This window comes from Caballeronia sp. BR00000012568055 (assembly GCF_029439455.1).
Taxonomy (GTDB): domain Bacteria; phylum Pseudomonadota; class Gammaproteobacteria; order Burkholderiales; family Burkholderiaceae; genus Caballeronia.
The window spans coordinates 1-25985 of sequence record NZ_JAQFVG010000242.1 but is presented as its reverse complement, the minus strand read 5'-3'; the positions used below and the strand labels follow the sequence as shown (position 1 = coordinate 25985).

The 25985-nt window shown below is 60.7% G+C and carries 21 protein-coding genes; 4 read left to right on the top strand and 17 right to left on the bottom strand.

The window, feature by feature from the left end; genetic code table 11:
* Window positions 1-64: 64 nt before the first annotated feature.
* On the top strand, window positions 65-1348 hold the full coding sequence (locus P7F28_RS11425) for an FUSC family protein (protein ID WP_277184593.1): 1284 nt from the start codon (window positions 65-67) through the stop codon (window positions 1346-1348).
* A 31-nt stretch (window positions 1349-1379) separates the two neighbouring features.
* Here P7F28_RS11425 and zwf read toward each other — a convergent pair whose 3' ends face one another.
* The 6 genes from zwf to P7F28_RS11395 all read right to left on the bottom strand — a co-directional run bounded on the left by zwf (window position 1380) and on the right by P7F28_RS11395 (window position 7404).
* Window positions 1380-2855, bottom strand: a complete 1476-nt coding sequence (zwf, locus tag P7F28_RS11420; protein WP_277184592.1) for a glucose-6-phosphate dehydrogenase — start codon at window positions 2853-2855, stop codon at window positions 1380-1382.
* 183 nt (window positions 2856-3038) lie between these two features.
* Complete coding sequence (locus tag P7F28_RS11415; protein ID WP_277184650.1) at window positions 3039-3938, bottom strand: LysR family transcriptional regulator; 900 nt, start codon at window positions 3936-3938, stop codon at window positions 3039-3041.
* A gap of 57 nt (window positions 3939-3995) precedes the next feature.
* The gene (locus tag P7F28_RS11410; protein ID WP_277184591.1) at window positions 3996-6065 is read right to left on the bottom strand and encodes a pyridoxamine 5'-phosphate oxidase family protein; all 2070 of its coding nucleotides are present in this window, start codon (window positions 6063-6065) and stop codon (window positions 3996-3998) included.
* Window positions 6066-6077: 12 nt separating this feature from the next.
* The gene (locus P7F28_RS11405; RefSeq protein WP_277184590.1) at window positions 6078-6698 is read right to left on the bottom strand and encodes a glutathione S-transferase family protein; all 621 of its coding nucleotides are present in this window, start codon (window positions 6696-6698) and stop codon (window positions 6078-6080) included.
* Window positions 6699-6821: 123 nt separating this feature from the next.
* A complete protein-coding gene (locus tag P7F28_RS11400) occupies window positions 6822-7037 on the bottom strand; it encodes a hypothetical protein (protein ID WP_277184589.1) in 216 nt (71 codons plus the stop codon).
* 187 nt (window positions 7038-7224) lie between these two features.
* A complete protein-coding gene (locus tag P7F28_RS11395; RefSeq protein ID WP_277184588.1) occupies window positions 7225-7404 on the bottom strand; it encodes a DUF1289 domain-containing protein in 180 nt (59 codons plus the stop codon).
* 219 nt (window positions 7405-7623) lie between these two features.
* On the opposite strand from P7F28_RS11395, the gene P7F28_RS11390 reads away from it, so the two are divergent.
* Complete coding sequence (locus tag P7F28_RS11390) at window positions 7624-9636, top strand: AI-2E family transporter (RefSeq protein WP_277184587.1); 2013 nt, start codon at window positions 7624-7626, stop codon at window positions 9634-9636.
* On the opposite strand, the gene P7F28_RS11385 is transcribed toward P7F28_RS11390, so the two are convergent.
* The 3 genes from P7F28_RS11385 to P7F28_RS11375 all read right to left on the bottom strand — a co-directional run bounded on the left by P7F28_RS11385 (window position 9633) and on the right by P7F28_RS11375 (window position 12682).
* Window positions 9633-9866 (bottom strand): hypothetical protein, encoded by a 234-nt coding sequence (locus P7F28_RS11385; RefSeq protein WP_277184586.1) that lies wholly within the window; start codon window positions 9864-9866, stop codon window positions 9633-9635. The genes P7F28_RS11390 and P7F28_RS11385 overlap by 4 nt on opposite strands.
* An 83-nt stretch (window positions 9867-9949) precedes the next feature.
* On the bottom strand, window positions 9950-10741 hold the full coding sequence (locus P7F28_RS11380) for a 3-hydroxybutyrate dehydrogenase (protein ID WP_277184585.1): 792 nt from the start codon (window positions 10739-10741) through the stop codon (window positions 9950-9952).
* Window positions 10742-11026: 285 nt separating this feature from the next.
* Window positions 11027-12682: an ATP-binding protein gene (locus P7F28_RS11375; RefSeq protein WP_370467300.1), complete on the bottom strand. Its 1656-nt coding sequence runs from the start codon at window positions 12680-12682 to the stop codon at window positions 11027-11029.
* A 242-nt stretch (window positions 12683-12924) separates the two neighbouring features.
* Here P7F28_RS11375 and P7F28_RS11370 point away from each other — a divergent pair, with 242 nt between their 5' ends.
* Window positions 12925-14049, top strand: coding sequence for a DNA repair exonuclease (locus tag P7F28_RS11370; protein WP_277184584.1), 1125 nt, complete (start codon window positions 12925-12927; stop codon window positions 14047-14049).
* Window positions 14046-16682, top strand: a complete 2637-nt coding sequence (locus tag P7F28_RS11365; RefSeq protein ID WP_277184583.1) for an AAA family ATPase — start codon at window positions 14046-14048, stop codon at window positions 16680-16682. The genes P7F28_RS11370 and P7F28_RS11365 overlap by 4 nt, the downstream gene beginning before the upstream one ends.
* On the opposite strand, the gene P7F28_RS11360 is transcribed toward P7F28_RS11365, so the two are convergent.
* The 8 genes from P7F28_RS11360 to P7F28_RS11325 all read right to left on the bottom strand — a co-directional run bounded on the left by P7F28_RS11360 (window position 16673) and on the right by P7F28_RS11325 (window position 25818).
* Window positions 16673-17266 carry a histidine phosphatase family protein gene (locus tag P7F28_RS11360; protein WP_277184582.1) on the bottom strand — a complete coding sequence of 198 codons (594 nt, stop codon included), beginning with the start codon at window positions 17264-17266 and terminating at the stop codon, window positions 16673-16675. The genes P7F28_RS11365 and P7F28_RS11360 overlap by 10 nt on opposite strands.
* Before the next feature lie 71 nt (window positions 17267-17337).
* Window positions 17338-18093, bottom strand: coding sequence for a hypothetical protein (locus tag P7F28_RS11355; protein ID WP_277184581.1), 756 nt, complete (start codon window positions 18091-18093; stop codon window positions 17338-17340).
* Between the two features lie 54 nt (window positions 18094-18147).
* Entirely contained in the window at window positions 18148-19191 is a 1044-nt protein-coding gene (locus P7F28_RS11350) for an ABC transporter ATP-binding protein (RefSeq protein ID WP_277184580.1), read from the bottom strand.
* On the bottom strand, window positions 19188-20801 hold the full coding sequence (locus P7F28_RS11345) for an iron ABC transporter permease (protein ID WP_277184579.1): 1614 nt from the start codon (window positions 20799-20801) through the stop codon (window positions 19188-19190). Before P7F28_RS11345 ends, P7F28_RS11350 begins: the two co-directional genes overlap by 4 nt.
* A gap of 4 nt (window positions 20802-20805) precedes the next feature.
* Window positions 20806-21822: an iron ABC transporter substrate-binding protein gene (locus P7F28_RS11340; protein WP_277184578.1), complete on the bottom strand. Its 1017-nt coding sequence runs from the start codon at window positions 21820-21822 to the stop codon at window positions 20806-20808.
* Between the two features lie 26 nt (window positions 21823-21848).
* Window positions 21849-23135 (bottom strand): iron uptake transporter deferrochelatase/peroxidase subunit, encoded by a 1287-nt coding sequence (gene efeB / locus P7F28_RS11335; protein WP_277184577.1) that lies wholly within the window; start codon window positions 23133-23135, stop codon window positions 21849-21851.
* Window positions 23136-23175: 40 nt separating this feature from the next.
* Window positions 23176-24285 carry a hypothetical protein gene (locus P7F28_RS11330; protein ID WP_277184648.1) on the bottom strand — a complete coding sequence of 370 codons (1110 nt, stop codon included), beginning with the start codon at window positions 24283-24285 and terminating at the stop codon, window positions 23176-23178.
* Between the two features lie 54 nt (window positions 24286-24339).
* Complete coding sequence (locus P7F28_RS11325) at window positions 24340-25818, bottom strand: carbohydrate porin (protein ID WP_370467299.1); 1479 nt, start codon at window positions 25816-25818, stop codon at window positions 24340-24342.
* Between the last annotated feature and the right edge of the window lie 167 nt (window positions 25819-25985).

The window sequence follows — 25985 nt, the reverse complement described above, 5'->3', positions numbered from 1 at the left end:
TTCTGCTTGTCGTTGCGGGTCATACGCGTCTAGTCTCAACCCTACGCGCACAAGAACCCGAACGATGCACACCGACCAATCCCGTTCCACGCTTACCCCGTCGCGCGCGCCGGCGGCGGCTTTCGGCACGCTCACACAGATCGTGCGCGACACGTTCCTCGCGATCGGCCGCGAACTCATCGCCATCAAACCGAGCGCGACGCGCGCCCGCTTCGCCACGCAAGCGATGCTCTCCGTCGCGCTGGCCGTCTCGCTCGCCTACGCTTTCCATCTGACCAACATCTGGTGGGCCGCCATCAGCGGTTTCGCGGTGATGCAGAGCAAATTCGCCGCGTGCGCGCAACGCGGCGTGCATCGTGTGCTGGGGACGGTGGCGGGCGCGTTGCTCGGGGCGCTCGCGGGACCGCTGATCGGCGATGTGCCGTGGCTGTTCGTGCCGCTGCTCGGGCTGATCGCAGGCGTGTCGGTGTATCGCGCGCTGGTGTCGGATGCGGGCTACGCGTGGGTGCTGGGTGCCGTGACCTCGCTGATGGTCACGTTCGAGGCGCATCTGCTCGGCTCCGCGACGGCGACGGCGTCGTTCGCGCTGTTGCGCGTGGCCGAGGTGATCGTCGGCACCTTCGCGACGGTGGCCGTGTCGGCGCTGTTTCACGCGGGCGTGCAGCAGTATCGGAAAAAGAAAGGCGTAGTGCCCGTGTCGCAGGCGCTGGCCTCGGCGACGGCGGATCGCGTAGATGGCCGCAACGCCGCCGCGCAGAAAATCACCATCATCCCATCCGATGCCGCGCAATCCGTGCAAGCGCTCGAAGCCACGCACGCGGCGCGCGCCGAACACGCCGCGCTGGCGATGCGCCGCCGCTTAGCCTGGCAAAGCGCGTGGTCGGTGATGATCCTCGCCGCGTTCGCCTACACGTTCGACCTGCCCGGTTTCGCCCAGGCGATGGTCACGGCCATCGCGGTGCTGATTCTGCCCGCGTCGTCACTCGGCAAGCCGACGCGCAAGCCGATCGTCACGCGTATGGTCCAGCGATTCGTCGGCTGCTTATTAGCGGGCGCGATCAGCCTCGCGCTGCTGCCCTTGCTCGGCGACGATGCGCTCGCCTGCATGCTGGTGCTGTGCGCGGGCGTGTGGATCGGCTGTCACGTGCAGACGGGCACGCAGGGCGCGAGTTACGTGGGAAGGCAATTCACCATCGCGTTTCTGATGGTGTTCGTGCAGGACCACCACTGGTCGTCCGATCCGATGCCCGCGCTGATGCGCGTGCTGGGGATCCTGGGCGGGATTCTGGTGCTGGCGAGCGTGATGAGCGCCGGTCACTGGATGGCGCGGAGAAGGGCGATGCGGTGATTCACCGCATCGCATAGAAAGAGAGCGGGATTTAAGCCTCTTCCGCCCAGGCCAAATTCTCCCTTGCCATCAACGCCGACGAAGCCGCCGGCCCGAATGTGCCCGCCGTGTAACCGCGCGGCCGATCGCCCAGTTCCTTCCAGCCGTTCAAAATAGGCTCGACCCACGTCCACGCCGCTTCCAACTCGTCGCGACGCATGAAGTGCGTGAGCCTGCCGCGAATCACATCGATCAAAAGACGCTCGTACGCTTCCGCGCGACGCTGCTGCATGGCCTGCTGCAAGTCCAGATTCAGCGTGACCGGCTGCATATGCATGCCGCTGCCGGGTTCCTTCGCCATCATCTGCAACTGGATGGATTCTTCCGGCTGCAAGGTGATGGTCAGGCGATTGCCGTAATGACGCGGCCCATCCGGAATGATGGAAAACGGCAGATCGGCAAAGTCGATCACGATTTCCGAGCGGCGATTCTGCATGCGCTTGCCCGTGCGCAGGAAGAACGGCACATTGGCCCAGCGCCAGTTGTTGATATGCGCGCGGATCGCCACGAAGGTTTCCGCGCGGCTGTCCGCCGGCACGTTCGCTTCTTCCAGATAACCCTTCACGCCTTCGCCGCCCACCGCGCCCGCCGTGTACTGGCCGCGCACCGTATCGCGCGCGACATCGGCGACGGTCATGGGGCGCAGCGACTTGAGCACCTTGAGCTTTTCATCGCGCACGGCGTCCGGATCGAGCGAAACGGGCGGTTCCATCGCGACGATACACAGCAGTTGCAGCAAATGGTTCTGCACCATATCGCGCAGCGCGCCGGTGTGATCGTAGAAACCCGCGCGGCTGCCCACGCCCACGGTTTCCGACACCGTGATCTGCACGCTCTTGATATACGGCGCCTGCCACAGCGGCCCGAAAATGGCATTGCCGAAGCGCAGCACCATCAGGTTCTGGACCGTTTCCTTGCCCAGATAATGGTCGATGCGATAAATCTGCTCTTCCTTGAAGTGCTTGCCCACTGCATCGTTGATGGCGACGGCGGAGGCGAGATCATGGCCGAGCGGTTTCTCCAGCACCACGCGCGAAGTCGAATCGAGAATGCCGGCGGAGTCGAGGTTATCGCAGATGGTCGTGAACAGTTCCGGCGATGTGGACAGGTAAAACACGCGCTGCGAATCCGGGCGCACGGCTTGTGCGAGACGCTGAAAGTCCGACGGATTTTCCACGTCGATCCGCACGTAATCGAACAGCGCGAGGAATTTGTCCCACGACTGGGCATCGAACGCGGATTTATCGATAAACGCGCGCGACTGCTCTTCCATGAAGTTCTTCAGATAATCTTCGCGCGACCAGTCTTTGCGGCCGATGGCGAGAATGCGCGTATCGGCGGGAAGGTTGCAGTGCGTGTGCGCCATGTAAAGCGCGGGCAGCAGCTTGCGTGCGGCGAGGTCACCGCCGCCGCCGAAAATGATCATGTCGAGCGCGCGCTCGTGGTTTGCAGAAGTAGGGTTGGTCATGGTGCGTGAGCCGTTGAAGGTTCGACAGAGGCTGAAACGCGCCGATCGTTCGATCGGTCGAGACAGCTATGTTGCATGGTTTGCGGCCATTTTGCACGGGTGATGCGCTAACGCCCGTTCGATTCATTCGCGCTTTCGTCACAATTGCGCAAAGCGAATCTGTTTAGCGCGATGTGCGCAACGTCAGTTCAAAGATGGATCGGCGCGTAAGGTGGCGACTGCCATATCGAGAAACGCGCGTACTTTTTGCGTGACATGACGCCCTTCGCGATGCACGAGATGAACGGGCACGGGCGTCGCGGTGAACTCTTCCAGCACGATCACGAGCCGTCCATCGCGCACATATTCCGCGATCTGATACGACAGCAGCCGCGCGATGCCGAAATCGCTCAGCGCGGCGGCGATAGCCGAATCGTTCGTGGTGGTGGTCAAACGCGGCTGCGTACGCACGACGATATCGCGTTCGCCTTCGCGCATGCGCCATTCGGTCGGCGCGGAAGAGCCGGTGGAGGTGATGATCGTATGTTCCGCGAGATCATCAGGATGCGCGGGCGTGCCGTGCGCCGCCAGATACGCGGGCGACGCGCAGAGCACGCGCCGGACGTGACCGACGGAGATCGCCTGCAATGACGAATCCGGCAGCGGCGCGATCCGCACGGCTATATCGATACCTTCTTCGACCAGATTCACCACGCGATCGACGAACCAGCAGTTGGCATCGGCATCGGGATAACGGCGCAGATAATCGAGCACGATCGGCGTGACATGCAAGCGCCCGAACATGGTCGGCGCGGTGATCGACAGCACGCCGCGCGGCGATGCGTGCATGCCGGTGGCGGCGTTTTCCGCATGATCGATTTCACCGAGAATGCGCCGGCAGTCCTCGAAATAGCCGCTGCCTGCTTCGGTAAGACGCACGACGCGCGTAGTGCGCGTGAGCAGCCGCACGCCGAGCCATTCTTCCAACTCGGTCACGACGCGGCTGACCACGGACGGCGAGACATCGAGCTTGCGCGCGGCGGATGCGAAGCCGCCCGTTTCGACCACGGTGACGAAGGTCGTCATTGCCTGGAAGCGGTCCATGTGGAGATGCGCGAGTTGCACGGTGGATGCGATGCCGTGCATTCTCGCATGCATCGATCAAAGCGCCAGCTTCAATGCCTGCGATCCATCCTCCGATGCTGCCGGCACCGCACAACAAATCAACGCCTCATCCTCGCCCACACGAAACGCCGGCTCACTCGCATACGACACTTTCCCCTGCACGATCCGCGTTCGACACGTTCCACACGTCCCGCCCCGGCAATTGAATTCCGCATCGATACCATTCGCTTCGGCAAGCTCGAGCAAGGTGCCGTTTTTTGGCTTCCACTGCACATCTTTCTTCGACTTAACAAAGCTCACCACAGCCTCAGTCGCAGCAGGAACCAAAGGCTTCGCTTCCACGCCGCGATCAAGTGTACGCACCAAAGAAGCAGGCCCAAACGCTTCCGCATGCACCCGCGCATCTGCGATATTCAACGCGCGCAAGCCATCGTAAATCGACTGCATGAACGCGCCCGGACCGCACAGATAAAAGTCGTAATCGTTGAACGGCAGAAAGCTCGTCAACAAATCCATATCGATGCGACCAGATACTTCGTAATCCTGCTTGAATACCGCGCCGTATGGATCGCTGAGCACGCGAATCACATGCACGGCGCCGCCCGCACGCGCGACGATTTCATCGATCTCCTGCGTGAACGCGCGATTCGAAAGCGTCCGGGCCGATACGATCAACCACGTCTGCCGCACGCGCCGCTTGCGCAAGCCTTCGAACACGATATGCCGCAGCATCGCCAACATAGGCGTGATGCCGACGCCTGCGGCGAGCAGCACCGCAGGACGGCGTTCCAACGCATCGATCGTAAAGTCGCCTGCGGGGGCGCGTGCTTCGATCACATCGCCGACATGCACGCTATCGTGCAGATACGACGACACGCGTCCCTCACGCTTCACGCTGATGCGATACGCGCCATCCGAAGGCGCGACGGATATCGTGTACGTGCGCACCAGCGGCTTTTCTGAGCCCGGCAGCGTGACGCGTATCGGCAAATGCTGGCCTGCCGCGTGCGGCACGATGCCCGCGTCGTCCATCGGTTCGAGATGGAAAGAGCGGATCACATCGCTTTCATCGACGATCTTGCTCACGCGGAATTCGCGCCACGCGTTCGCCAGCGCGGCCGCTTTCAGACGCTCCGCGACCTGTTGCCAATCGCCCGTCATCAGCGAATTGGGCGACCAGCCTTCGCGCCGGAAAGTCCATCGCAAAGGCAGCGTGTTTTCTCTCAACACGATACGCCGCGCCTTGAAGCGCCACAAACGTTCCGCACCTTGAAATGCAGGGGTTTCCGGTGAATCGGTCAGTACTTCGGCAACGCCCGTAAGCTGAAGCATATCGCCCGTTTCGAAGTCGGGAAACAGCAAGCCCGCGCGCCCGTTGACGAGAATATTGCCGAGCGTATTAAAGAACAAATTGCCCGCGAAATCGGGAATGGTGAACGTGCCATCATCAGCTATCCGAACAAATCCGGAACGCCCGCCGCGATGCGATACATCCACTTGCCGATGCCCGTCTTCACGATCGAAATACGTCGCAACGAAGAACGTGTCCGCGCGTTGAATCATTTCTTTCGCGCGCGGCGAAAGCGTGTCCATCGTCAAAGGCGTCGCTAAAGAAGCCTCCGAAGGTTCGCGCACGAATTCGAAATCGCGCAACTGAATGTATTGCGGGCAATTGCCGTAACTCTGCTCGACAGCCACGCTCAAGCCGCGCGCATCGTCACGATGAATCACGCCGTTCATGCGATTGCGCCGCCGCGTATGCAGCTCGATCCCCAGCAGTCCGACCGATGCGCCGTCGTGCAGACCGGCGTCGGCGGGATCGAGCGGATCGTGGGCGTGCCGAATGTCCAGCGTGGTCGCGTCGGGCGTGTGCATAAAGCCGGGAGGGCCCGCGAGCAGCGTGGCCCACGGATCGCCGTTTTTATCGACGGAACCCGCGACCATGAACGGCAGTTGCGCGAAAAATTGCCGATGCTGATCCGGCATATGATCGCGCACCACGCGCTTGCCCATTTCGCTCATGCGCTCGGCTGCGCCCGCCGTCTTCTGCATGGCGATCTCGCCGCGATGCCACGGCGAACGCACGATTTCAGACACGCTGGACATGCTCGACGTCCTTCAGGCGGCGAGGCCTATTTTGGTCTTCGTGAACGCGACGAAACGCGGCAACGCTTCCACGCGACGCAGCCACGCATTCACATGACGATAACCGGACATATCGACATTGCCTTCCGGCGCGCTCGAAATGTAGCTGTACAAAGCGATATCCGCGATGGTCGGATGCTTCGCGCCGATATCCGCGATCCACTCGCGATGCTGCAATTCCGCATCGATGACGCCGAGCACGGCGTGCGCGCGGGCGATCACTTCGTTTGCATCGAACTTGTTGCCGAACACGGTGACCAGACGCGCGGCCGCCGGACCAAAAGCGATTTGTCCTGCCGCGACCGAAAGCCAGCGCTGCACGGCAGCGGCTTCGAGCGCGCCTTCGGGCAGCCAGTCGGTCGAACCGGTCTTTTTGGAAAGATAGACGAGAATCGCGTTGGAATCGGAAATGACGTGATCGCCATCGACGAGCACGGGAATCTGCCCGAAGCAATTCATCTTCAGAAATTCCGGCGACTTGTGCGCAGCGGCGGCCAGATCGACTTCGATCGCTTCATGCTCGACGCCGAGCAGATTCAGGAACAGCCGCGCGCGATGCGCATGACCGGACAGCGGATGGTGATAAAGCTTCATGGCGTGATCCCGTTGACGTGAGCCGGGAGACGTCCCGGCTTCTGTCGATCAGTATGGGATCATGCGTTGCGAAGCAGAATAGCTGCGAAATTCAAATCACTGTTCTCGTTGCGAGAACGGTGGCTAATTCTGCGGCTGCGGCACGTTCGACTTATTGCCCGCTAGCGGCGAGCCGTAGCCGCCACTGTTCGCGTTGTTCGGCAAACCGTTGACGAGTTGCGCGCGCGGATCGCTCGGATTCAGATTGAGTTCGCCCGCCTGCGCGTTGCCGTGCGTCGGGTACTGACTGCCGAGCGGCGCGTTCGGCTGAAGCTGCGTGTTGTTTTGCGGCGCGTACATATCGGTTTCCGGGCTGGGGTGCAACTGCGCGAAAGCCGCCGGAGACACCACTACGCATGAAGCAAAGATCAACGCTGATTTGTTCACCACAACCTCCCATTTCAGGCCGACTTACCAATTCAGTCTAGACCTGCGCGACACGGAGCGAGCCATATCCCTACCGCCGACCAGTCCAGCATTTGTCTCGCTACTTATGCTTTTTAAGCTGCGCTTTCCGCTTCGGCCGCTCGTCGATAATGCGCAGACGCTGCTTGTCCTTCAGCTTTTTCCACTGCTTGCATTCGTCTTTCGTACGCAGACAGGCGATGCACAAGCCGGTCTTCTTATCGAACTCGCACACTTTGATACAGGGTGAATCGACTCCCATAATGGTCTCGTCTTATCTCTTGTTGGTTCGATGACGAAGAAATTCGCATGCGCCATGCCTGCGCATCCAACTGATTGTTTCGATCAGCGCGATAGACGAGAAAACAACGGCACATGATTTGCTTGGAAGACAAAAGCTAGCCAGGCGCGCCGTGGGATCATCGAACCTACACGCGTGTTTCCCGCGCTTTCCCTCAAGCGTTTCAAGCGAGCCGATTCCATGCCGCAAGCCCCCGTGCCACGCCGTCCTCCCGCGAAGATTTTGCCGCCCGAAGCGCCGGGAACGCGCGCGCTGGCATCGCTCGTTACGGGCGTGATCGTGATTTGCTCGCTGTATTTCGGGCGCGCAGTGATGATTCCGATCATCCTCGCTATTTTGCTGAGCTTTCTGCTCGCGCCTTTCGTCGATTTATTGCGGCGCTTCAAGCTCGGCCAAGTGCCGTCGGTGATCGTGGCGGTGGTGGTGGCGCTGTCCGTGCTGACCGCCGTGGGCGCGTTGATCGGCGCTCAGGTCGCGCAGCTTGCGGGCGATCTGCCGAAGTATCAGGTGGCGATCGAACGAAAAATCGATACCGTGCAGCGCATGACCGTGGGCCGCGCCGATGAATACATGGGCCGCGCATCGACCGCGCTCAAGCGGCTGTCGCCCGCGCGCGAGCAGGAACCGCGCAAGGACGAGAACAATCCGGCCGCGTCGCCCATCGATCAGCCGATGCCCGTGGAAGTGCATGAGCCGTCGCCGTCGCCGCTGGAACTGGCGCAGCGGTTTTTATCGCCCGTCATTAGTCCGCTGGAAACGACGGGCATCGTGCTCGTGGTCGCGGTTTTCATCCTGCTGCAACGCGAAGATTTACGCGATCGGCTGATCCGCCTGTTCGGCTCGCGCGATCTGCATCGCGCCACCACGGCGATGGACGAGGCCGCGCGCCGTCTGTCGCGCTATTTTCTGGCGCAGCTCGGCATCAATATGGGCGTGGGTATCGTCATTTCGATCGGGCTGGCGATTATCGGCGTGCCGGGCGCGTTGCTGTTTGGCGTGATGACCGCGCTACTGCGTTTCGTGCCTTACGTCGGGACGTGGATCGCTGCGCTCGTGGCGGTCGTGTTCGCAGCGGCGGTCGGTCCGGGCTGGAGCATGTTCATCTGGACCATCGTGCTGTTTGCTGCGACGGATATCATCGCCGGGCAGGTGGTCGAGCCGCTGTTGTACGGGCATAGCACGGGGTTGTCGCCGTTCGCGGTGATCGTCGCGGCGATTTTCTGGAGCTGGATCTGGGGGCCGATTGGTCTCGTCTTATCGACGCCGCTCACGCTTTGCCTCGTGATTCTCGGGCGACACGTCGATCGACTCGAATTTCTCGATGTGCTGTTCGGCGATCGACCTGCGCTGACACCCGCCGAGAATTTCTATCAGCGCCTGCTCGCCAACGATCCCGACGAAGCGCTGGTGCAAGCCGAATCGTTGCTGAAGGAACGCTCGCTGATCGCCTATTACGATGAAGTCGCGCTCGAAGGCTTGCGCCTCGCGCACAACGACGTGTTGCGCGGCGTGGTGACGGCGGACCAGATGAAGCGCATCAATGAGTCGGCGCTGGACATCATCGAAGGGCTGGAAGACACGGACGATGTCGACGTGCCCGTCATGCGCAAGGAGGACTTGCCCGCGAGTTTCGAGTCGCCGGAAGAGGCGAGCCGCCTGCTGCCCGAATCGCCACCCGCCCGTTTCGATGCCGCGACGGAAGGGCACACGGCTTCGGTCCTGTGCATCGCGGGCCGCAGCGAACTGGACGATCTTGCCGCGACCATCGCCGTGCAGTTGTTCCGCAAACACGGCCTGTTCGCGGATCTGGCGCATTACGAGCGCTTTTCGCGCGGCCGCTTCGGCGAAGTGGATCTGACCGGCGTGACGATCATCTGCGTCGTCTCATTCGATGCCGCCGAGTCGCCGCCGTATCTGCGTAATCTGCTGCGCCGTTTGCATCAACGTGCGCCGGGCGCGGAACTGATCGTCGGTCTCGTGCTGGCCGAAAGCGAGTTGCAGGGCGAAGTGCTGGTGCGCACGAGTTCGGCGGCGATATCGTTCAAGGAACTGATCGATGCGGGCGTCGCGGCGGCGCGTCGCCAGACGAACGATGGCGTGCGCTGGTCGGGGCTGAATCAGCCGGAAGGAGACGCGGCGCTGATCGGGCCGCCGCCGGCGACCGAAGCTGCGATGGAGTTGAAGAACGCTTAACGATTCCCGTCGAAGAGATCGTTGAGCATGGTGTCGAATGCGGCTTGTGCGTCTTCGAGTTCCTGAAGCGCGGCATCGAAAGTTTCCAGCGCGATTTGCGACGGACGGCCATCGCCTTCCGGCGCGAACTGCTTTTGCAGCGACAAGAACGCGGCCTGCACGTGCCGCGTTGCATTGACAATGCGTTCCATTGCGCGCGCTTCTTCGGCGCGGTTATTTTCAGCGGTCATGGGTTATTTGCTCCGGGTTTTCTGACAAGAGATCTGTCGATACTACCAAGCCGCGCGCCATTCCGCGCGCGGCTCGAACACGCTTACTGAGCGCTCCATCCACCGTCGATCTTCAGCTCCGCGCCACGCATTTCGCTGGCTGCATCGGAACAGAGGAACACGGCGAGATCACCGATCTGTTGCGTGGTCACGAACTGCGCCGACGGCTGCTTTTCGCCGAGCAATTTGGCGCGCGCGTCGTCGTCGCTGAGTGAATCACGTTCGGCGATGGCGTCGATCTGTTTCTGCACCAGCGGCGTATGCACGAAGCCAGGACAGATTGCGTTGACGGTTACGCCGGTGCGCGCGTTTTCGAGTGCGGCCACCTTGGTCAGGCCCAGAATGCCGTGCTTCGCCGCCACATAAGCCGACTTGCCCGCCGACCCGACCAGCCCGTGCACCGACGCGATATTGATGATGCGTCCCCAGCCGCGCTCGCGCATGCCGGGCAGCGCCACGCGCATGGTGTGGAACGCCGAACTCAGATTGATTGCGATGATGGCATCCCACTTATCGACGGGGAATTCGTCGATGGTCGCCACATGCTGAATGCCCGCGTTGTTGACGAGAATATCGAGCGAGCCGAAGGTCTGTTTCGCGAAGCCGATCATCGCTTCGATTTCGGCAGGCTTGGTCATGTCCGCATTGTGGTGCACGGCCTTCACGCCGATCGCTTCGATCTGCGCGATTGCGCCGTTCACATCGCCGAAGCCGTTCAGCACGAGATTCGCGCCTGCCTGCGCCAGCGCCGTGGCAATGCCGAGTCCGATGCCGCTGGTCGAACCGGTAACGAGAGCCGTCTTGCCGGCGAGCGATTTCGATGCGCTTTGAGTCATGGACAGGTTCCTTGAGTGGTGTGATCGATGTGCTGTGCGGATATTGTATTGCGTGATGGCGCATGACCGTGCAAACGGTTCTTGCAAAGGGAAAAACGGCGCACAAAAAGAAAAGGCGCCGCACGAGAGGAGATCCGTGCGACGCCGTAAGAGCGCTCATCCTTGGGGGCGGAGAGCGTTCGAGGAGATGGGTTCATCATAGCCGGCGCGCGCCGAATCGAAACAGCGGAAAAAGGCCTGTTTACCGCCGATTTCAACGGATTGAATGCGCACGCGCGTGCGGTTTCATCGGCGTGTGTCGAGCGCGTGACGAATGGTGCGCGCGAGGTCGTCGAAGCTGTACGGTTTCTTCAGGAGTACGACACCTTCGTCGAGCCTCCCCTCATGAAAGATGATGTCGCTCGTATAGCCCGATGCGAACACCACGCTCGCGCGATATGGCGGCGTGCTCGCAATCCGCGCCAGTTCGTTCGCGCGAATGGTGCCGGGCATGACCACATCGGTGAACAGCAAGTCGATGTGCGGATGCTTGCGCAGCACATCGAGCGCGGCGTCCGCGTCCTGCGCAGACAGCACTTTGTAGCCGAGCTGCGCGATCATATCGATGGCCGCGAGCCGCACATCGGCATCGTCTTCGACGACGAGCACGACTTCGCCACCTTTCGATGCACGTGGCGGCGCGCTTTGCACCCCGGCAGTTTCACACTGCAAACAGCGCGGGAAATACAGCGCCACGGTAGTGCCTTTGCCTATCGCCGTCGTCACATCGACGCAGCCCGCGCTTTGCGTGACGAAGCCATAGACCATGCTCAGGCCCAGACCCGTGCCCGCGCCCTCGGCCTTGGTCGAATAGAACGGTTCGAACATGCGCGCCTTCACGCTTTCCGGCATGCCCGCGCCATCGTCGGTGACGGCGAGCTTCACATATTCGCCAGCGGGCAGCGCGAGCGCGCCCGCCACTTGATCGCCGATCACGGCATTGCTCACATCGAGCCTGATATGGCCGCCGCCTTCGATCGCATCGCGCGAATTGATGACGAGATTCAGCAGCGCGTTTTCCAGTTGATTGCGATCGACGAACAGGTTCCAGACATCGCTGGATACGGTAGTTTTCAACTCGACCGATTCAGGCAGCGCGCGTTGCAGAAACTCGCACATATCCGTGACGAGCTTCGCCGGACGCACGACCGCAGGACTGAGCGGCTGGCGTCGCGCGAACGCGAGCATTTGCGAGGCAAGCTTGCCGCCGCGCGTCACCGCTTCACCGACTGCGCGCAGACGTCGCAATTGTTCCGGATCGTCCTTGGTTTTTAGTTCGATGAGCTGAAGATTGGCGGAAATGATTTGCAGAACGTTGTTGAAGTCATGCGCAACGCCGCCCGTCAGATTGCCGATAGCTTCGAGCTTTTGCACTTGTCTGAAGCGCTCTTCCGCTTCGACACGCGCCGTGACCGCAATGGCCACACGTTCTTCGAGCGTTTGCGTGAGCTTGTGCAGCTTCTCTTCCGCCAGCACCTTGGCCGTCGTCTCGAACACGACCGCGATCACACCCGCAGGCCGTCCGTCATCTTCCGCGACCGGACTGTAATGCAGGTCCATCCAGACATCTTCGGGCTGTCCGCTGCGGTGAAGCGTGAGGCGCAAATCCGAATACGACAGCGTGCCGCCGGCCAGACATGTATCGACCACATTGCGATTGAAATCCGCGATCTCCGGCCAGCCGTCTTCGACCGGCTTGCCGAGCAGAAACGGATGCCGTCCGCCCGCGAACAGCGAGTACGCGTCGTTGTAGATCATCGTGCCGGGGCGGCCCCATAACATGACGATAGGAACGGGCGAAGCGAGCAGCAATTGCACGGCGGCGCGCAGGCTTTTCGACCACTGCGGCATGGGACCCAGCGAGGTATCCGTCCAGTCGAAGCGCGCAATGCGCTCGGCCATTTCTCCGGCCCAGCCGTTGCAGCCGTAAGAGTCTTCGAGCCAGATCGTTTCGGGTTTCATCGTGTGGCGACGTGCGTCCTGAATGATGGCAATGACATGGTAAAGCAGCATCATGCCGATTGCATCATCACGACATCAAAGGTATGCAACGTGTCCTTTTCGAATGCTGAAGTGAACGGCTCCGATAAAATCGGCGCTTTCGCGTTGGTACATTGAACAAAAGAACGACGGACGGTTACACGATGAGATTCCTGCACACGGCGGACTGGCAGATTGGCACGCAGTTCGGCCAGTTCACGGCGGAAGAGGCCGCGCATCTCACGGAAGCGCGTTATGAAACGGTAAGACGTATTGCATTGCTGGCCACGGAACGTCAAGTCGATGCCGTGCTCGTCGCGGGCGATGTGTTCGATCAGCAGACCGTTTCGGACACGGTCATTCGCAAGCTGTTCGCGGCGCTCAACGGCTTCGCGGGGCCGTGGTTCATGCTGCCCGGCAATCACGATGCCGCGCTCGCAGAAAGCGTCTGGACGCGCGCCATGCGTCTTGGCTGCGTGCCCGATAACGTGCGTCTGTTGCTGACGCCGGGCGTCGGCACGCTCGATGAGCTTTCGCTTTCGCTGCTGCACGCGCCGCTCACGCAACGCAATACCTACGACGACACCACCACCTTCTTCGACCATATCGAAACGCCTGCGGGACACTTTCGCATTGGCGTGGCGCATGGGAGCGTGAGCGGCATTCTTCAGGAAGGCATCGACTCCGCGAATCCGATTGCGCCGACGCGTGCCGAGACCGCGCGCCTCGACTATCTCGCGCTCGGCGACTGGCATGGCGTGTATGAAGTGAATCCGCGTATCTGGTATTCGGGCACGCCTGAGCAAGACCGTTTTCGCGCGAACGAGCCGGGTTATGTGCTCGATGTGCGTATCGATACACCGGGTGCGTTGCCTTCGGTCGAGCGCGTTCGTATCGGCAAATATCAGTGGCGCGACCTGCAGCACGAGATCCGCTTTTCGAGCGATATCGACGTGCTGCGCCAGCAGCTTCTGCAACTCGATGAAACCGACGTGCTGCGCGTGCGCATCACCGGCAGCGCCGCACTCGCCGATGCGCAAGCCATTCACGTGGCGATAGAAGAAGCGCGCGCGCGTGTGCGTGCGCTGCGTTCATCGACGACGGAACTCAAGGTATTGCCGACCGAAGAAGACCTCGCCGCGCTGGGCGCACGCAGCGGTTATCTCGCCAATGTCGTTGCGCGCTTGCGTGCTTTGCAGGCGGACGAAACGCAAGCGGCGGCGGCATCGAATGCGCTTTTATTGCTGGCGGGTTTTCAGCGCGATCAACATGACAAGGGGGCGGCATGATCCTCGAAAGCATCACCATTCAGGACTTTCGCAAGCTCGCGGACCGATTGACGATCGATGGCTTCGAGCCGGGGCTGAATATCATCGCGGGGCCGAACGAGGCGGGCAAGAGCACGATTGCCGAAGCCATTCGCACCGTGTTTCTCGAACGCTACAAGGTTTCGACGCTGAGCGCGATCGTGCCGACGCATCGGCCGGACGGACAGCCAACGGTCGAAGTGAAGTTCAATGTGGGCGGCGTGGCGTATGCGCTGAAGAAGTCATTCGTGCGCAAGAGCCGTTGCGAGTTGCGTATCGGCCAGCACGTGTTTGCGGAAGACGAAGCCGAAGAAAAACTCGCTGAATTGCTGGGCTTTTCGCGCAGCGAGCGTGGCGCGAGCAAGCCGGAACATGCGGGCATTCCGGGCTTGCTGTGGGTGCGTCAGGGTCAGACGGACAAGGTGCGCGATTCCGGCGCGCATGCGCTCGGCTATATCCGCGATGCCCTCACGCAACTGTCGGGCGGCGAGGCATCCGGCGGTGAAGATGCGCTGATCCGCAGCGTGCAGGGCGAGCGCAACAAGCTGCTGACGAAGACATCGCGGAGCACGGGCGCGCTGGCGCAAGCGGAAACCGAACTTGCGGCGTTGCGTGAACAACGCAACGAACTGAGCCATCAAAAAGATCAGTTCGATGAAAGCATCAATCAGCTTGCCACGCTGCAAGCCGAATATGACGATGCGAAGCGCAAAAAGCCGTGGGAAGAGCTCGAAGTCAAGGCAGAGAAATATAAAAAGGAAGCCGAAGCATTTGTCGCGTTGGAACGCGTGCGTGAATCGATCAGGCAGAAGATCGATTTTGCCAACGCGGAGCAGGCTTTGCTCGTGCAGCAGGAAAAGGCGGCGTCGGATATTGAAAACGCTGTGGCGGATGATCGTAAGCTACTTGTGACGACGCAAGCGGCTTTGGGCGAAGTATCGGATGTGCATCAGCGCGCGATTGGCGCTGCCGCCGAAGCGCAGAAACATCATGACGATGCGCACGCGGCGCTCGATCTTGCGAACGTTGCTGTCAGTGCTCGCGATCTTGCGGATCAGGCCAATCTCTCGCGTGCGGACATTGCGCGTCTCGAAGACACGCTCGCCAAAGCCGAAGCGTCAGGCGCTGAAATGCACGCGTTGACCGCTCAGGCCGCGCAAGCCGAAATCGATGTGAACAAGCTCAAGCGTCTGCGTGTCGTCGTCGAAAAAATCATGCCTATGCAGGCGCGAAAAGATGCGGCGCTGACGCGAATCGAATATCGACTGACCAGCGCGATTTCTGTCGATGGCGCCACGCTCGAAGGCAATGGCGAACTGCGCCTCGAAAGCGAGAAAACGCTGATTTTGCCGGGTCTGGGCGAACTCATCATCAAGCCGGGCGAGACGAGTCTGTCCGCGTTGCTCGATGAATTGCGTACGCTCGACGCGGAGCGTGCGCGTCTGCTGATCGAACTGAATGTGGCGAGTTTGAATGAAGGGAATGCGCGCTTTGAGCGTTGGCAATCGTTGAGCGCCGATAAAGCGAATCACGCGCGCACGCTGGAGCTTCATGCGCCCAAGGGCATCGACGCGTTGCGCGATGAACTCGTTGCTGCGAAGGAGCGTTTTGCATCGACTGAAGCGCGCCTGGCGAAGTTGCCCGATACAACCGGCGCGTTGCCTTTGACCGAAGCCAAAAGCGCATCCGATGCCACCCGCGTACAACTCGAAAGCGCACGTGCCGCGCAAGTCATTGCATCAGAAAAGAAGGCTAAAGCGCAGGCCGATGAGCAAGTCATTCGCGACCGTCTCGCGATGAATGAAGCACGCCTGAATGATCCTCGCTTCGTGGACGATCGCCAGGCGCGACAGTCGAAGCTGGTGGAGAAAGATGCGCTGCTGAAGGGCTACGTGCACGAACTCGAAGCATGCAGCCGCAAGATCGAGGCCGCACAACTCGACGATCCGGCTGCGGAAGCGAAGCGCTACGCGAAATCAGCCGAGATCCAGCGTCACGAACAATCCGAGCGATGGAACCGTCTCACGCAATTGCGCAGCAGGCTCGAAGCGCTCGGCGCGTCGGGCATCGGTGAAAAGCTGGCGCTGGCGGATGCAGCTATCGAGCAACTGGACAATCGGCATCGGCAATTGCGGTTGAGAGCGGACGCGTTGCAATTGCTCGAAACGGTGATGATCGAGGAGCGCGATACCGCTGTCGCGACCTTGCGCGCGCCGCTGACGCAACGCATCGACCATTATTTGAAGCGGGTGTTTCCGTCAGGCGAATTGTCCGTGGACGATGGCCTCACGCCCGCCGCTTTGGTGCGCGCCGATCAGCCCGAAACGCTCGACATGCTCAGCTTCGGCACGCAGGAACAACTCGGCATACTCGCACGTTTGGCGTATGCGGATTTGCTTCAGGCTGCCGGCCGTCCCACGCTGCTGCTGTTCGATGACGCCGTCGTTCATACCGATGACGCGCGCCGCGAAGGCATCAAACGCGCTTTGCTGGAAGCGGCGAAACGTCATCAGATACTGGTGCTGACGTGTCATCCATCGCATTGGGATGATCTCGGCGTGAAGCAGCGTCATCTCGCGGAATTGAAAGCCACTTCCAACGCGTCTCAAGGCTGAAAATTCCACTTGCGGATCACACGCGCCTCGCGATCGAAGCCGAGCACGCTGACGGAAGCGGTATCGAGCGCGAGATGCTCGCCCATTGCGGGCGCGCCGGTGGCCCATTGCGCGGCGAAGGTTCGGAGGAAATGCGCGTGCGAAAACAGCGCGATCTGCGTGGCATCGGCAGCGAGCAGTTTGTCGATCAGACGTTGCGCGCGCTGGCCGACATCGGCGGCGACTTCGCCTTCCGGCATCGGCGATGACCACACGGACCAATCCGGCGTTTCCTTGCGGATATCGGCGGTTTTAAGGCCTTCGTAGATGCCGTAGTTCCATTCGTGCAGATCGGGTTCGATGGTCGCCTTATCGCCGAGTCCGGCCAGCTTGCAGGTCTCTTGCGCGCGCAACAACGGACTCGTCAACACGAGATCGAAATGCTCCTTCGCGAGCAGCGGTTCGAGCGCGGACGCTTGCTCGCGGCCCGCTTCGGTCAGTGCGATATCCGTCGTGCCGGTATGCTGGCCCGACTTGCTCCATTCGGTTTCGCCGTGGCGGATCAGCCAGATATGCAGCGCGTGATTCGGAGTCGGTGAGTTCATGACGAGAAATGAGTGGACGTGAACGCGGGTATTGTGCGCCCGTTCCATTCGCTTCGCTCATTCTCTGCCTTTCAATGATTCGCTTTCGCAGGCCGCTGCTTGAACACGATCATGCACGCGCCGATAAACGCCACCAGCGCCAGCGACGCGCCGTATCGGCTGAGATTCAGGCCGCCATTTGCAACCGGCTTGTCGAGAAAGTCACCGACGACCGCGCCCAACGGACGCGTCAGAATGAACGCGCTCCAGAACAGCACGGTACGCGAGACGCTCGTCCAGTAATACAAAACGGTCAGCAGTAACAGCAAGCCGCCGAAGATCAGCGCCGCGCCCGTATAACCGAAGCCCGCGCTGTCGGCGGTCCAGTCGCCGAGTGCGGTGCCGAGCGTTTGCGAGAACATGATCGTCACCCAGTAGAACAGCTCCGCTTTCGGCGATGACACCGTCGTGACCGATACCGATCCCATCGTGAAGTACCACACGGCAAGCGATATCAAGAGCAGCGCGAGCAGCATCGAACTGCCGCCCGCATAGCCGATGCCGAGCGAGCGGTCTGCAAAGTCAGCAAGCGTGGTGCCGACCGTGGTGGTCGCGATGATGGTGATCCAGTAGAGCGCGGGATGAAAATGCTTTGCGCGAATCTGCGCCGTCACCGCGATAAAGAAGATGATCGCGAAGATGAAGGTGCTCACGAGATAGCCGAGCTTCATCGACATGGAGAGGGCATCGCCGCCGGTTTCGCCAAGCGTGGTGGCCGCGATCTTGATGACCCAGAACGCGAGGGTGACTTCTGGCACCTTCGCAAGCGTTGCGTTTCGCTGCTCCATTCGACCTCCTTCACAATGAACCGTGAATGTAGTCGATGCTTGCTTAGGAGATGCTTAGCTGGCGCGCTCGTGTTTCGAGTAAGCCATGACTTCGCCTTCGACCGTCAACGATATTTTCTCGTCGATGCGCGGTGCGCGATGACCCTGCACGCACGCGCTGATGATCCGGTCCTTCATACGCAATTTAATCGATGCGTCTTTGCCGTTGAATATGACATCGATCACGCGTGCTTCACATCCCTGCGCATTTTGCGCATTGAGGCGGATTTGCTCGGGGCGAATCATGACATCGGCGGGGCCATTTTCTATCGGCATGAGCAAGGGCAAATTGCCGAGCGCGCACGTCGCATGACGTCCTTCCACGACAGCGGGTAACAGTACCGCATCGCCGACGAATTCAGCGAGCGCACGCGTGGCAGGCTGTCGATAAATCTCGCGTGCGGGCGCGTTTTGTACGAGCTTTCCTTTCCATAGCACGGCGACTTGCTGGCCCAGCGAAAGCGCTTCGGCCTGATCGTGCGTGACGAGGATCGCGGTCGTGCCGGTTTCGGCAAGCGCTTGTGCAACGGCGTGACGGGTTTCTATGCGCAAGGCGGCATCGAGCGAAGAGAAAGGTTCGTCCAGCAGAACAAGTCCGGGTGAGGGCGCAAGCGCCCGTGCCAGTGCCACGCGTTGTTGCTGACCACCGGAAAGCTGCTGCGGCGCGCGCTTCGCGTAATCGCTTGGCAATCCTACGAGTTCAAGCAACTCCGCCACACGATGCTGCGCGCGGCGCTGCGCACGCGGCAAACCGAACACGATATTCTCCGCCACCGATAAATGCGGAAACAACGCGCCTTCCTGCGGCACATACCCGATCCGCCGATGCTCCGAAGGCACATGCAATCCCGGACCTTCGACACGCTTTCCGTCGATATCGATCGTTCCCGCGTCCGCACGTTCGAAGCCGCACAGCATGCGCAAAAGCGTGGTTTTTCCGCTACCCGATGGCCCAAGCAACGCAAACAACATCCCGCGCGATACCGCGAGATCGACGCCATGCAGCACCGCATGTTCATCGAAAGATTTGCGCAGACCTTGTACGCGGAGATCGCTCATGATGCGGTGGTGTCGTGTAAAGCGGAGCGGCCGAGCAGCACGAACAGCAAGCCGGATGCGCAGAAGGAAATCGCCGTGAGCAGGGCCGCGTAGGGCGCGGCGGCGGCGAAGGCGAGCGTCGAAGTATCGGACCAGACTTGCGTGGCGAGCGTGTGCGTGTCGAGCGGCGCGAGCAGCAAGGTGGCGTTGAGTTCGGTGACGACGGAGATAAACACGAGCGCTGCCGCCGCGCCGAAGCCTGGGCCGGCGAGCGGAAGCATGACGCGGAAAAAGGTGCGCGTGGCGTCGAGTCCGAGTGAACGTGCGGTGTCTTCGAGACGGGGTTGCGCCTGCATCAACGCAGCTCGGACACTGACGAGTGCGAGCGGTAAAAACAGAATCGCGTAGGCGACGATCAGCAGCGTCAGCCCTTGATACAGCGGCTGCAATGCACGCACTGCAAGCGAGACGATCGCCAGCGCAATCACGAGTCCCGGCACGCCCTGCGCGAGAAACACGCTGCGTTCCATCATCGTGGCGATGCGGCCCGGATAGCGCACGAGCAGCAACGCCAGTGGAAACGCGAGCAATACGGTGACGATCGCAGCAAGCAGACCGAAGCCGACCGACGACAGGGTCGCATCGAATAAAAGTTGTGGCGATACTTCAGCGGGCGTAACCGCAGCCGCGCCTTCCTGCGTGAGCCAGAAGCCGATCATGCCGATGGGCACGCCGAGCGTAACGATCGCCAGCGCCACATAACCCGCGACAACAGGCCATTTCCACGCGCCCAACGCGTAACGCAGCGCCGCCCGACGCGCACCGCGATCGACACGTTCATAGCGTGCGCGTCCACGCAAACGAAACTCCAGCGCCAGCACGACGAGACACATCAGCAACAACACGCACGCCACCAGCGACGCCCCGCCGTTATCGAAACTCGTACGATATTCCGCGTAAATCTCGGTCGTGAAGGTGCGATAACGCAGCATTTGAAACGCGCCGAATTCCGACATCACGCCGAGCGCAACGAGCAGCATGCCGCCGTACAACGCAGGCTTCAATTGCGGCAGCACGACGCGCGTGAACACGGCACGCCGTCCGCATCCGAGCGAACGCGCGCTTTCCTCGAGCGCCGGGTCCATGCCACGCAACGCTGCTGCAACAGGAAGATAAACCAGAGGAAAGTAGGACAACGTAATAACCAGCAGCGCGCCTGCGAAGTCCTGCAAATCCAGACTGATCGATACCCACGCGTAACTCGAAACGAACGCGGGCATCGCAAGCGGCGCAGCGCAGAGCATGGCGAAGCAGCGCCGTCCCGGCAAATGCGTGCGTTCGATAAACCACGCCGCCGCCGTGCCGATGATCGCGGACGCAATCGTGGCGCTGACGGTAATCAGCAGCGTATTGACGAGCAACTCACCGACGAGCGGCCGATACAGCAACTCGATCGCGTCGTCGATACCCGACGCGCCCGCGCGATACAGCGTGAACAACAGCGGCGCAAGCACGAGCAGCGCGCTCACGGCCGCGCCCGCCGTCAACGCACGCGGCGCGCGCTTCTTCACACGCACCACGTTCGCATCGGCCACAGCAGGCGCTTCGCCTTGTTCGATCACTTCGCTCATCGGATCAGATAAGGCCCGCCTGACGCAGCAGCTTGCCCGCCTGACTATCGTCGCCGAGTTGTTCGAGGCTCAGCGTGGGCGGCTGCAATTCGTTGAAGGGCTTGAGCAAGGGATCGGCTTCCACGCCTGCATGCAGCGGATATTCGTAGCTGATGCGGCTCTTGGCCATCAACGCCTGCGCGCGTTCGCTCACGAGATACTTGAGGAACTGTTGCGCGCCATCGGTGTTGTGCGCGCTCTTCAGAATCGCCGCGCCCGATACGTTGACGAGACCGCCGACATCGCCCTTGCCGTAGTGATAAATCGCGCTGCGGGTAGCTTTATCGCCGAGTTCCGCGTGCAGGCGCGCCCAGTAATAGTTGTTGATGATGCCCGTCACCACGCCACCGCGATTCACGGCTGCAACCACGCCTTCGTCGTCATCGAAAATTTGCGCGTTGGTTTTGAGGCCCTTGAGCCATTGCAGCGTTTGCTCTTGTCCCTTCAATGCGAGCACGGCGCTGACGAGCGGCAGAAAATCCGCATCGCTCGGCGCGATACCGACTCGGCCTTTCCACTCGGGTTTGGCGAGATCGAACAGGGAGGGCGGCAATTGCGAAGGCTGAATCTTGCTCGTGTTGTAGGCGAGCACGCTTTCACGTGCGGTCACGCCGACCCATTGTCCCGACGGCGAATTGAATCGAGCGGGGATGATCTGAAGCGTGGCGGTATCGACTTTATTCAGGAGACCTTTCTCTTCGAGCAGCATCAGCTCGGGCGAGTTCTCGGTGAAGTACACGTCGGCAGGCGAGTTCGCGCCTTCCGCGACGAGTTGAGCCGCAAGCGCCGGACCTTCACCGTTGCGAATGCGCACGGAAACGCCCGTCTGCGACTCGAAGTCTTTCGCGAGCAGGTTCATCACCTGCTCGTGCTGCGCGTTATACACCGTGATCGATGCAGCATGCGCGCTCACTGCAACCGACAGCGACAACATCACCACTTGCGAAATCTGCCGCAATGCGGCGAAGCGTGAATAGGCCATGAAGCGTTTCCTCTTGAAGTTTTCTTTTAGGCTTCGAACAACTCAGCGCCGATATACGAACCTTCCTTCGCACCCGGCGGCACCGCAAAAATAGCGCTGCCGACGTGCGTGGTGAACTGGTTCATCATGTCGAACTTGGCGAGCTTCACGTTGATCGGAATAAAGCCCGTGCGCGGGTCCGACTGGTGCGCGATAAAGATCAGCCCCGCGTCGTACTCAGTTTCTTGGCGCCACGGCGGCCAGCGTTCGATATAGAAGTTCGTGCCATCGTTATAGGAGTACGAGCGGCGCAGAATCTGCATACCGTTGTTGCTCATATGATTCGACAGCCGCACGTGCGAGTTCTCGGCGATGGTCGGATTGCCGTCCTTGTCCGCTGCGTCGAGATCGACGGCATCGAATTCGTTTTTCTTGCCGATCGGCGCGCCGCTGTATTTGTGCCGTCCGAACACTTGTTCCTGAAAGCCCAGCTCCATCGTGTCCCAGTGTTCGAGCGTGATGCGGATGCGGCGTACCACCGTATAGGTGCCGCCTTTCATCCACGGTGCATCGGCGCCGTTGGACCAAACGAACTGGTTCATCAAAGGCTGCTGTGCGGTCGCGGGATTGTTGGTGCCGTCCTTGAAGCCCATCAGATTGCGTGGCGTCTGTCCCTTCGGTCCGGAGAGAAAGCCCGCTTGTCCCCAACGGATCGTCGTGACGTTCGCGTTGGTGCCCATGCGTGCAAGCTGGCGGACCGCGTGAAACGCGACTTGCGCATCGTTGGCGCAGGCCTGAATCATGATGTCGCCGCCGGTTTTTTCAGGGATCAACTGATCGCCATTGAAGCGAGGCAGATCGACCAGCGCAGCAGGACGTTTCGATGCGATTCCGAAGCGGTCCTTACCATCGCTCGTTTTGAACAGACCCGGACCGAAGCCGAAGGTGATCGTCAACGCCGACGCACCGATGCCGAGGATATCGGCGGAATCGGCAGCGGCTTTGTCATCGGGCGTGTTCAGTGCAGCGGCCGTATCGCCGCGCGCCATGCGTGCGGCAGCTTGCGTCCACGCACGTAACAGCGCGATGAGTTCATCGCGCTTGTCGGTCTTCACGTCGAACGCGGCCATATACGTATGGCTCTGCTGCGGCGTAACGATGCCCGCCTGATGCGCGCCGTAGAACGGCTCCGTTTGCCGCGCGAGATCGTCCGTATGCGTGCGCGTCAGCGCGGCGTGCGCCACGCCTGCCGTTGATGCAATGCCTGCCGCCGCGCCCGCTTTCAGAAAGCCGCGTCGGCCAGGGCGGCGGGGATGGGTTTTATCGTCATTCATGATGCTGTCCTTCGCTTGCTTACCTTGCTGCCCGGCTCGCTTATTTGGCGATCACGAGTGTGTTCACATCGTCTTGCACGTAGTAGAAGCCGTCGCCTTCGGGCGTCATGACAATGCCGAAGAGATCGCCGTTACCCGGCGGCGACTGCGCCTTGTCGGTATCGATCCAGCGTGCATAGAGTTGCTTGCCGGACTCGGGAATTATTTCGATCACCTGACCATTCAGCGCATTGGTCACGAGCAAGTGACCGTTGGGCGCGGTGACCATCGCGAGCGGCCGATGCAGCAGGCCATCCGCCGTCAGTTGGCGACCCACGCCCGCGCTCGTATCGCGCGTGAGCGGGTCTTCGATCACGTTGATGCGGTTGCCGATGGCATCGGAAATATAGAGCAGCTTTTGATCGCCCGACAGCGCGAGACCGGTCGGACCGACCAGGAACACGCCCTTGTCGGCCTGTGCGCCGAAGCCGCTGGCAACCACGGTTTCTTTCTTCACGACCGGCGCTTGTCCCGACGGAATATCGAGGTCCATGCGCAGCACCGTGGCCTGCTTGAATACGGGCGGATTGCCGTCCGCGCTGCCCACGCCGAAGCCCGCCATGCTGATGAACAAGGTCGCGTTGTCGCCGTTATCGAGCACGGCCATATTGCCCCACGGATCGTTGATATTCGGGCTCGACAGCACCTTCGCGATCTTGCCGTTCGAGTCCAGCACGACCAGACAGCCCGCGCCCTTGGTGCCCGTGGTGCCGTCATTGCTCGGCGTGCTGCCGACGATCACCCAGCCGGTCTTGAGCATGGTCATCGCCGTGGACAGTCCCACGCCGCCCGGACATTCCTTCAGATCACGCGGAATCTGCGCGAACAGCGTCAGTTCCTTCGTATCCGGGTGATAGTTGACGATGGTGCTGCCCGTGCCCTGCAAATTCGCCGCGTTATTGAAGTTGTCGATCAGCACATCGCCCTTCTTGATCGTGCCGGATGTCACCGGCGCGACCACCAGCGCGTACGGGTTTTGATCGCCGTTATCCGGCACGGTATTGACGAGCGTGATATTGCGCTTGAGCGTTTCGAGAAAGCCCTGCGGTTCGGCATGCGCCACCGCGCATGTTGCGATGCCCGCAATCAGCGCGACCGACAATTGCCGCATGGAGCGATGAAAGTTCGTGATGATCTGCATGCTGTTCTATATCGTAAGGATTGCTCAGAACGTCAGATTGGCGCGCACGCCGATCACGAACGTGTTGCGCAGGGGCTGCGTGGGATCGTTGGGATTCTGGCCCGCGCCTGCGTTGAAGGTGTATTGCGCATCGGCCTGCATGGTCCACCACGGCGTGACCTGATAGACATACGTGGCTTCGAGCGTGGTTTCCTGCGTGCGCACGCCGTAAGGACTCGCAAGAATCGCGCGATTGTCGAGATCGAGATCGTGCACATGGCTGCCGACCTTGATATACGTCACCGCAATACCCGCGCTGTCGTTATCGCGTCCCTTGAACGGGGCCTTCATCACCACGCCGAAGTTCGCCGCGAAGCTCACGAGATTGCGGTCGCCCGGTGCGCCCATCAAACGCGTGAATACGCCTATGCTGCGCGCTTCGTCCGGATTGGGACGCCAGATCATCTGATCGGCGACGGCGTAGAAGCTGTAGTTGCCGTGATGCGATTGCGCGGTGCCCGTGGTGTTTTGATCGGCCTGCGAGAGACCGCTGTTGTCGAAGCGCTGATCGTCGAATCGATTGGTGTTGTACCAGACGCCCAGTTTGTAGGTGCCGGGCAGCTTGTTGCTGTTCATGCCGACCATTTCGCCATCGGATGGCTGATTGATCGCGTATTGCAGTTCGCCGATCCACAACGTGCCGTTATGGGTGTTGAAGTTCGTGCCGTGCAGATTGTCGGGATTATTGCCGAGCGGATCGCCGTCGAACACACCGGCCAATGCCGTGAGATTCGGCGTGATCTGTCCGCGCACGCGCGCACCGAGCGCCGACAGCGGATACGCCGGACCGCCCGATGGCATGTCGTACGATGGCAGCGCGGGCCAGCCGAACATCGTATTGATAAAGGTGGCCGCGTACGTGCTCGTGATGAATTCCTGATCGATACTTTGTTGTCCGATCTTTACATCCACACGCTTGTTCAGAAACGACTGCTGATACCACAACTCCCACAAGCGCGTGGTGCCTTCCGCTTCGATCCCGCTCGCCGTGTTCAGCGTGCCGAGATAACGCGTGCTCAGATTGGTGCCGTGAATCTGCAAGGCGCTGACATTGAACGTACCGCCCGGCAAACCGAATGCCTTTTGTGTATCGACATTGACGGTTGCCGTGGTGAGGCCGTCATACGCGCCGCCGCGACCCAATCCGCCGCGCACGTTGGCGAGATATTCACTCGTCTCCGTCAATAAGAACGATACGCCGTATTTACCGAGCCACGGACGCACGCCACCCATATCGCCGAGCATGTTCTGTCGGGTCCAGAAACCGGTCCAGAAATTACCCGGCTGCGCCTGAATATTCAAATCGGCTTCGGGCGCTTCGGGCGTGGCATCGGGACTGGCGGCTGCATAGGCGGAACCGGCAAAAGAACTCCATGCCAGCATCGACATTAAAGTCAGACGCACGGCGGAAGTCGAAAGCGCGAATCGTCGCGACCGGCTCGCTTTGGGTCGGTACGTTTTCATTGAACTCCTAATTGTTTTTATGTAATGCGCGGCGAGTTTGATCCACTCGGTGCGCGCATGAGATGGCGATCCGCGGTCAGGCATTTGTTGCGTGAAACGGATCGTACGATGGACATTGAATCGCGTCAATACAAATGAGAATGATTCTCAAATAACTTACGTACGAC